This is a genomic window from Deinococcus marmoris DSM 12784 (assembly GCF_000701405.1).
Taxonomy (GTDB): domain Bacteria; phylum Deinococcota; class Deinococci; order Deinococcales; family Deinococcaceae; genus Deinococcus; species Deinococcus marmoris.
In genome coordinates, this window is the sequence record NZ_JNIV01000143.1 from 1 (window position 1) to 8,567 (window position 8,567).

Here is an 8,567-nt window from a genome sequence, read left to right on the forward strand (position 1 = left end):
CGAGTGCGCCCAGCCGCACGAGGAGTTCCGGTACGCTCCATTGGAGCGTATTCCACGGGAGGGCCTTTTGAAACCATCGGCGGAAGGTACGTTCGTGGAGTCCGCTGTAACGGCTGAGATTCAGGGCATTGATTCGGCCAGGAATGGCCTGCCACACCGGCATCAGGTGGAGGAAAAAACGCTGTTGGGCAGCGGGGAGATTGAGCAGGGTGAGCAGCACAGGTAAAATAGTCATTGGGTCTCCTTGGGTGTGGGCTTGAGAACCTCACCCTACCGGAGACCCGTTTTTTGGGCCACCCCTACTTTTCGTCAAAACTGTCCGAACCATTGCTGATACGGACTCCGATTGAATTATTCACAGAACGATGGAAATCTGAGCGGGACTCGCAGAGCTGCGAAGCATAGGAAGAGCGTCCTTCCCTGCGGAGCTTTGCAAGTCATGGGCGTCTGTTCATGATGAGAGCGAGCATGAGGGAAGCGGGTTCCAGGCGTGGAGTTGGCAAACTGGCGCTTTCCCAGTTTGTTAACGGAACAAACGGAATCCATATGAGTCCGCTGCGCCATCCCCAACCATTGACGTCCTGCGCCGCGTGACTGTGCAGGCCCCGCTGACCCGTCGCTCAGTCTTACTGTAAACTGAGGGCCAGATGAAGGGAGGCGCACGATGAACAGAAACGCATATTTGAGGCGCTGCATGACTATCAGCCTGCGCCACCGCGCCACCTGGGTGGTGATGGGCGGAGTTGCTGGACTGATTCTCGGTGCTCTGCTGGCCCTGGGTGTGGCTGAGATGAGCGCCCTGGCCGTGCTGGGGGCCGCCGCCGTTGCGCTGGCCATCGCCTTGAATTCCTTCCTGCGGCATTCGGCAGACCCGGAAGCCCAGCCGGAGGACGGACACAGCATTGGGGCAGCGTCTCGGAACGGCAACCACCCGCGCTGAGGCCCATCCGTCTTGGTTTCACGCCTGCGCCCATGTATTGCGCCCGTTCATTCATTGGCCTGACCCCGGAGCGTGTTAGCGTCGGGGAATGACCGATCAAGCAGCACAGCAGGCAGGGACACGCGGCAGCGCCTTTATCACCGGGGCCAGCAAGGGCATCGGCTACGAGGTGGCGCGTTCTCTGACAGGGGCGGGCTACGCCGTGACCATCACCAGCCGCAATGAGCAGGAAATCACCGAGGCGGCCCGCAAGATCGGTAGCACGGCGCGCGGCGTGGTCTGCGATGTGCGTGACCCGGCGGCCTTGGAGCGCGAGGTTAACGCCCACACCGAGGCTTTCGGCGGGCTGGACGTGCTGTTCGTCAACGCAGGCGTGGGCAATTTCGCCAACGTGGCCGACATGACCGTGGAGCAGTGGCAGGACGTGATCGACACCAACCTGTCGGGGGCCTTCTACACCATCAAGGCGGGCATTCCGGCCCTCAAGAAACGGGGCGGCTACATCTTCACGCTGTCCAGTCTGGCAGGCAAGAATCCGTTTGCGGGTGGCGCGGCCTACAACGCCAGCAAATTCGGCCTGAACGGCCTGTCCGAGGTGCTGACCCTGGATCTGCGCCAGCACGACATCAAGGTGACGCAGATCATGCCGGGCAGTGTGGCCACCCACTTTGCCGGGCACACGCCCAGCGAAGCCGACGCCTGGAAGATTCAGCCGGAGGACATCGCGCAGCTCACGGTGGACCTGCTGAACATGCCCGTGCGGACGCTGCCCAGCAAGGTGGAAGTGCGGCCCAGCAAGCCCCCGCAGAAGTAGGCGCAGCGCTTGAAATAAGGGTTGAGTTGGGCCGGATGCAGCGTGTCGCATGGCCGAACCTGGGCTGAAGCTGCCCTGCCCCAACCCAGCGCTCGTGACATTCCAGTTGACCGGGTGCGTGGCTTCGGCGGCAGCGTTTTGCCACCGTGGTCACGCTGCTGGCGCTGGAATTGCGCGTGCCGGAAATCGTGTGGACGCCAGGCGATCCACGGCCCCGGCTGCTCGTGTTCCTCATGACTCTTCTGGTGGCGGGCATCGGCTAGGCAGTGTGGCCAGCCTCTCCCGCACTGGTCTCCGGCTGGCCTTTCCGAATATCCCCCCTGATGTCCATTTTGCTGCCGCCGTTTATCTCGGCGAGGATTGGCCCGTATGCCGACACGGTGATGGGGCTGTCCGCCGACTGTCCCCCTCGTGCTGCTCATGGCCCATTCATTGCTGCCGCCCCTGCACAGGCTGGGGTGGTCAGGGTCTCAAAACACCTCACACCAGCTTTGCTAGACTGCGGGGCGTGTACACCAACCGCCGCGCCCATTACGAGTACGAGTTGCTGGAGCGCTTCGAGGCGGGCATCAGCCTGACCGGCAGTGAAGTCAAGAGCGTCCGCGCCGGGGGCGTCGATTTCCGCGACGCCTTTGCCCGCCTCGCGGGCGGCAACGTCGATCTGGAGGGCCTGTATATCCCCACCTACAACGAGGCCACCTACAACAACCACGAGCCGCGCCGCACCCGCCGCCTGCTGCTGCACCGCGAGGAAATCGCCAAGATGAAGCGTGGGCTGGAGCAAAAGGGCCTGACCCTGATTCCCACCCGCCTGTATGCCAAGGGCCGCTATTTCAAGGTGGAACTGGCCCTGGCACGCGGCAAGAAGCTGCACGACAAGCGCCGCGCCGAGGCCGAGAAGACCGTGCAGCGCGAATTGCGGTCACTGTGATGTGGGGGCTGTGAAGTTGTTTTTTCTAAAATCGCCCGTTGGCGGCAGCCGTGGTGGGATGCGGCGCTCCTGGCCCGTTCTGGCGGCGGCCCTGCTGCTGGCCGGGCTGGCGGGCGCGCAGATCACCTACGGCAAGCTGAATCTGGCCGGGCAACAGGTGGAGAGCATCGGCCTGTACGGCGCGGAATATGTGAACGCGGACGCGCTGGGTAAGCTGGTCAACGTGGTCCGCGACGGTTCGGTGATGCGAATCACTGGGCTGGGTCACACGCTGCTGCTGCCCATCGATCTGGATCAGGAGCGCGCCACCACGGATTTCAACACGGTGCAGTTCGATACCCGGCGCATCCAGGGACAGGCGGCAACGTGGGTCAACGGTTCGGTGTACCTGCCCCTGTCCACCCTGGCCACCGGGCTGGGGGCCAGATACGAGCAGGGCAAGCTGACGCTGGTGCAGCCGGAACTGCTGGGCGCCAGCAGCCGCGCGGGCCAGGACAGTGACCGGCTGGTGCTGGACCTCAGCCGCGACGTGGGGTTGACCGACGAGGCGCGCGGCAGCCGCGTGGTGATCCGGTTGCGCGGCGTGAAGGGCGAGGCCCGCAAGTACACCACGCGCGGGGCCTTTCTGCCGTCCGCCGAGGTCAGCCGCGACGGCGACGACCTGATTCTGAGTGCCCCGATTACGGCGGCCAGTGGCTACCGGGTCTACAAGGTGGTGCGTCCCGGCGGCGTGCGGGTGGTGCTGGACCTGGGACCGGGCATTCCGCGCGGCAGCCCGGCCATTCTGGAGCGGGTCACGCGCCCGCTGATCGTGCTGGACCCGGTTAAGGTGGCCGGAATTGGCCGCGATCCGACGCTGGACGTGGCCCGCCGCGCCGCAGAGATGCTGACCAAGGCAGGCTGGCAGGTGCAGGTGACGCGTGACACGGGCAGCGCCCTGAGCCGCGATCAGAAACGGCAACTGGCCCGCCAGAGCGACGTGTATCTGGCGCTGGACCTGGGGCGCTTTCCCGGCTCTAATCGCAGCGGCGTGACCGTCTACGAACCGGCGGGCAAGGCACCGTCCCAACTGGTCAACAGCGTGCGGGTGGGCAGTACGCTGCCCTACGGCTCGCTGGTGGTGGGCGATACCGGGGGCACACGCCGCCTGAGCGAACTGCTGCGCGGTGAACTCAAGGGCGGCAACATCACGGCGGGGCAGGGCAACCTGTCGCGGGTCATGACCCTCAGCGAGGCCCCGCAGGCCGCCCTGCTGCTGGAGCTGGGCTGGGCCAGCAACTCTAAGGATCTGGCGAACCTGAGCGTGGAGCGGCGGGTGCAGGCGCTGTCGGTGGCGGTGGCCCGCTCGGTGGCCACCTACCTGACCGCCCGCGCCAACAACAATGCCGATATCACGGCCACCGCGCCCGGAGCCACGCCATGATCCGCCGTCTGTTCTCGCTGTTCAACGTGATCTGTGCCGCGCTGCTGGCCGCTGCCGTCCTGGGCTTTCAGGCCGTGCAAAAGCCACCCGCGCTGCCAGAAGCCCCCAAGTTGCAGCTCGCCGAGCGCACCGCCATGAAGGTGCAGGTGTACTTCACCGATCCGCAGGTCCGCGCCCTGAAGCCTGAGACCCGCACCGTGCAGGTCACCCAGAGCAACCCACGCGCCGTGGCCCAGGCCGCCCTGAACATCTGGGCCACTGGCCCCAGCAGTGCGGCCAATCTGGCGGTGGTGCCTGCGGGAACGGCGGCCCCCAAGGTCTACCTGCGCGGCACGCATTACTACGTCGATCTGCCTGCCGCCTACGCCAACCTCCGCTACGGTGCCAGCGGCGAGCGCATGCTGCTGTGTACCCTGACCCGCACCCTGCTCGATACGCGCGGCGACGACGTGACCTTCATCCTGAACGGCCAGCCGGTGGACACCCTGGGCCAGATCGATCTGCGTAACCCGTTCACGCGGCAGGACTGCGCCGATGGGTAGGGGGGGATGTCAAACCGTCTGACGGTCTAACCGCTCAAAAGATTTGAGAACACCGGGTTTTTAATCTTTTTGCGTTTTGACAGTTTGACGGTTCGACCCGCAGCCATGCTGAGGTCCATCACCCTTCAAGGTTTCAAGAGCTTCGCCGAGCGCACGCGGCTGGAGTTCGGCCCTGGCGTCAGCGCCGTGATCGGCCCCAACGGCAGCGGCAAAAGCAACGTGGTGGAGGGCCTGCGCTGGGTCACGCATGGAGCGCGGGCGCGTGAGTTGCGGGCGGGGCGCGGCAGCGAGTTGATCTTCCACGGCAGCGGCGGCAAGGCTCCGCTGGGGCTGGCCGAGGTGCAACTGGAATTGCAGACATCGGAGGGCCGCGTGAACCTGTCGCGCCGCATCTACCGTGACGGCGCGGGCGAGCAGGATTTGAACGGTAAACCCGTGCGTGCCCGCGACATTCAGGCCGCCCTGCGTGGCACCGGACTGGGGCCAGGGGGGCTGGCGGTGATCGGCCAGGGCGAGGTCAGCGGCGTGGTGGGCGCGGAGGGCCGCACGCTGCTGGGCTACGTGCAGGAGGCCGCCGGGCTGTCCCGCGCCGTCAGCGCCCGCCAGGAAACTGAGGCCCGTCTGAAGGAGGCCGACACCCATCTGGCCGGGTTGCGCCTGCTGTTAGATGAGCGGGAGGCGGCGGTATCAAGGCTGGAACGCGCCGCCCATCAGGCCCGCCGCTGGCGTGAATTGACCCTGCGGACGCTGGCGCTGGAAGATGCCCTGAAGCGCGAACGTCAGGCCGCATTGCACCGTGAGATTGCCGGGGCCAGGAGTGAGACGGTACAGCTTGAACTTCAGAGCGCTGCCCTCGCCGCCGAGGTCCAGACCGCCGCCGCCGGGGTGGAAGCCGCCCGTGAGGCCGCGCAGGACGCCCGCGCCCGCCGGGATGCCCACGCCGGAGCCTTGGATGCGCTCAGTGCTGCCCGCGACGCCCATGCTCAGGCCGAACGCTACCGGGGTCATCTGCGCGGGGAAGCTGCCGCATTGACGTCCGAACTGGCTGGCCTGCCCACCGTGGCCCCGGACCAACCTGCCCCCTATCTGGCCGCGCTGGAAGCCGACTCTGCCCAGATTCGCAGTGAGGCTGAGACGGCAGAACGCCGCGCCCGCACCTTGGACGCCGAACTGACCCGCGCCCGCACGCTGGCCGCCCGCGCCGCCGAGGGCGTGGCCCGCGCCGCCGCCAGTCGCGAAACCCTGAGCGCCGAGCTGGAGCGGGCCGAGGGGAATCTGGAAACGGCCTCCGAAGGGCTGGAGGCGGCTGCCGAACGGCTGACCATCTCGCGCCACGCCCGCGAATACGCCGAATCGCAGTACGCCGCGCTGGCCGCCGAACGGGAGGCTGCCGCGAATCAGGAACGCCACCTGACGAACGAACTGGCCCGCGTGAACGCCAGCGTAGCCCCGCTGCGCCGCGAGCGTGAACGCCTGCAAACGGCCCTCAACAGCTACGCCCGCTACGGCGAGGGCGCACGCAACGCCCTGCGGCTGGACCACCCCGGCATCGTGGGTTCGGTGGCGGACCTGCTGACCGTGCCCGCCGAGTACGAGACCGCCATCGGCGCGGCGCTGGGGCGGCGGCTGGAGCAGGTGGTGGTGGGCCGCGCCGACGACGCCCGCGACATCATCGAGGAATTGAAGCGCTCGGGCGGGCGGGCCACCTTCCTGCCGCTGGACCTGATCCGCGCCCGCCCGCGCCGGGACGCCCAATTCCTGCATGAATCGGGCGTGGTGGGCAATCTGGCGGACCTGTGCCCCAGCGATCCGCCGCTGGTGGGACAGGCGATTCTGGCCGATACGCTGGTGGTTCAGGATCTGCGTGCCGCCAACCGGATTGCCCGCTCTCACAGCAACCGCCCGCGTCTGGTCACCCTGGACGGCGAACTGGTGGAACCGGGGGGGGCCATCACCGGGGGTAGATTGCGCGACAGCGGCGCGGGCGTACTGAGTGATCAGCGCCGTTTTCAGGAGCTGGAGGCGGAACTGGAGGAGGCCGATGCACTCGGAACGCGCCTCTCGGCGGACCTTGAGCGGCTGAGGCTGACCCTGGAAAGCGGTTCTGAGCGACACGACGCGCTGCTGGCCGCCCGCGAACGCGCCGCACGCGAGGAACGGGATGCAGAGCGCCGCGTGACTGAGCTGACCGCGCAGGCGCGTAGTCTGGGCGAGAACCGGGACCGTCTGCTGGCGCGCTTGGGGCCGGAAGTGGAGATGGTGGCTGGCCTGGAAATGCCGGATGTGGAGGGACTGGAAATCCAGTTGACCGCCGCCCGCCACGCCGCCGAGACGGGCCGGGCCGCCGAACGGGAAACCGCCGAGGCGCTGGCCCTGGCCCGCGAACTGTCTGCGGCGTGGCGGGCTTATGAATCCGCCCAGACCCGCGCCGCCGATCTGCGTTCCCGGCTGGACGCCAATACCGCTGCTGCCATCACCCAGGACACGCATCTGGGTGCCGCCGCCGCCGAACTTGCCCGCCGTGAGGCCGCACTGAGCGAACTGGACGAATCGGAGTTCCCCCGTGCCGAGGCTGCCCGCGAAGCTTCTGCCGTGGCCTACGCTAACCTGATCGGCACCCAGAATAAGGTCCGCGCCCGCCTGGACGACTTGCGCGTGCTGGTGGCCCGCCGCGAGGGCAGCCTGGAACCGTTGCCCGACGGCTGTACTCCCCCTGGCACCCCGCGCGAGTGGACGGCGGAACTGGCCCGCGCCCGCGCCGAACTGGAAGGTCTGGGCACCGTCAACGCCCGCGCTGAGGCCGATCACGCCGCCGAACTGGCCGAACTGTCCACCCAGCGGGCCGAAGCTGCTGATGCAGAGGGGGCAACCACAGAACTGCGCGTTCACCTTGGAGAGTTGCAGGATGCGGAAGGGGCCGCCACTCGTGCTGCCTTTACCCGCGTCAACGCTGCCTTCCGCGAGTACAGCGCTGAACTGCTGGGCGGCGAGGGCGAATTGGAGGGCGAGAGCGACGACTCGGGTCGATTGACTGGCCTGCGCCTGGCCGTGCAGCCCAAAGGCAAGCGCACCCGCAACCTCAATCTCCTGAGTGCCGGGGAACGCACGATGGCGGGGCTGGGCTTCCTGTTTGCGCTGAACCATGCGGGCGGCGACGGTGGGGCGGGAGGATTACCGCTGGCCGTGCTGGACGAGGTGGACGCCCCGCTGGACGAGGCCAACATCCGCCGCTTCACCGCTTTTCTGGAACGCTTTAGCGCGCGCGGCGCACAGTTCCTGCTGGTCACGCATCAGAAGGCGACGATGGAAGTCGCCACTGCCCTGTGGGGCGTGACCACCGACGGCAGCGGGGCCAGCCGCGTGCTGAGCATCAAGCAGGCCGAGGACAGCGTGCGCCGCGTGATGGTGGAGGGCTAGGGCGTGGGTGTAAAGGTGTTCAATTCCCGTTGCAACTCCTGATAAAACTGCGCGATGTGAAAGCCGTCGCAGGCCGCGTGGTTGGCCCGCAGCGCCACCGGCATCCGCAGTCGGCCCCCGCTTTCCTCGTAGCGTCCCACCGTAAAAATGGGCAACAAATAATCCGCCCCATTCTGAATATTCAGCTCGAAGGCGCTGAAGCCCAGCCACGGCGCGACGGAGATATTCAGGGCGTTGGGCGGCGTATTTGGTTTGGGCAGGTAGTCCTGTGACGAACCGAAGTTCTGTGCGTCGGCGCGGTGGTTGTCCACAAAATCGGCGAAATCCCCGCCCAGCTCTGTCCACCAAGAGTTTCCAGTCAAAGCCTGAGTGCCGTCGGCAACGCAGAGCGCAGCGACAGAACTTGAAAAAGTACGGTCACTGCGCTCTTTTGGCGAGATGTCTACGTTTCGTCCGTCTAGCATAGCCTTTGCCTTCATCACGGGTCTGTTGAGCCGCAC

7 protein-coding genes and 1 pseudogene are annotated in these 8,567 nt (G+C 66.7%); 6 read left to right on the forward strand and 2 right to left on the reverse strand.

Features of this window, described 5'->3' with window-relative positions:
• Positions 1–235: pseudogene (locus Q319_RS27570) on the reverse strand (hypothetical protein); the annotation flags it as partial.
• A 459-nt stretch (positions 236–694) separates the two neighbouring features.
• Between Q319_RS27570 and Q319_RS0121330 the strand changes: the two are divergent.
• From Q319_RS0121330 to Q319_RS0121360, 6 genes are all read left to right on the forward strand, one after another.
• A complete protein-coding gene (locus tag Q319_RS0121330; protein WP_029484437.1) occupies positions 695–940 on the forward strand; it encodes a hypothetical protein in 246 nt (81 codons plus the stop codon).
• Positions 941–1,028: 88 nt separating this feature from the next.
• Entirely contained in the window at positions 1,029–1,754 is a 726-nt protein-coding gene (locus Q319_RS0121335) for an SDR family oxidoreductase (RefSeq protein ID WP_029484438.1), read from the forward strand.
• 499 nt (positions 1,755–2,253) lie between these two features.
• Positions 2,254–2,685 carry an SsrA-binding protein SmpB gene (gene smpB / locus Q319_RS0121345; protein WP_029484439.1) on the forward strand — a complete coding sequence of 144 codons (432 nt, stop codon included), beginning with the start codon at positions 2,254–2,256 and terminating at the stop codon, positions 2,683–2,685.
• Between the two features lie 58 nt (positions 2,686–2,743).
• Complete coding sequence (locus tag Q319_RS0121350) at positions 2,744–4,108, forward strand: N-acetylmuramoyl-L-alanine amidase (RefSeq protein ID WP_034416188.1); 1,365 nt, start codon at positions 2,744–2,746, stop codon at positions 4,106–4,108.
• Complete coding sequence (locus tag Q319_RS0121355) at positions 4,108–4,650, forward strand: GerMN domain-containing protein (protein ID WP_029484441.1); 543 nt, start codon at positions 4,108–4,110, stop codon at positions 4,648–4,650. The genes Q319_RS0121350 and Q319_RS0121355 overlap by 1 nt, the downstream gene beginning before the upstream one ends.
• A 105-nt stretch (positions 4,651–4,755) precedes the next feature.
• Positions 4,756–8,067: an AAA family ATPase gene (locus tag Q319_RS0121360; RefSeq protein ID WP_029484442.1), complete on the forward strand. Its 3,312-nt coding sequence runs from the start codon at positions 4,756–4,758 to the stop codon at positions 8,065–8,067.
• On the opposite strand, the gene Q319_RS0121365 is transcribed toward Q319_RS0121360, so the two are convergent.
• Entirely contained in the window at positions 8,064–8,429 is a 366-nt protein-coding gene (locus Q319_RS0121365) for a CatA-like O-acetyltransferase (protein ID WP_162178692.1), read from the reverse strand. The genes Q319_RS0121360 and Q319_RS0121365 overlap by 4 nt on opposite strands.
• Positions 8,430–8,567: the final 138 nt, after the last annotated feature.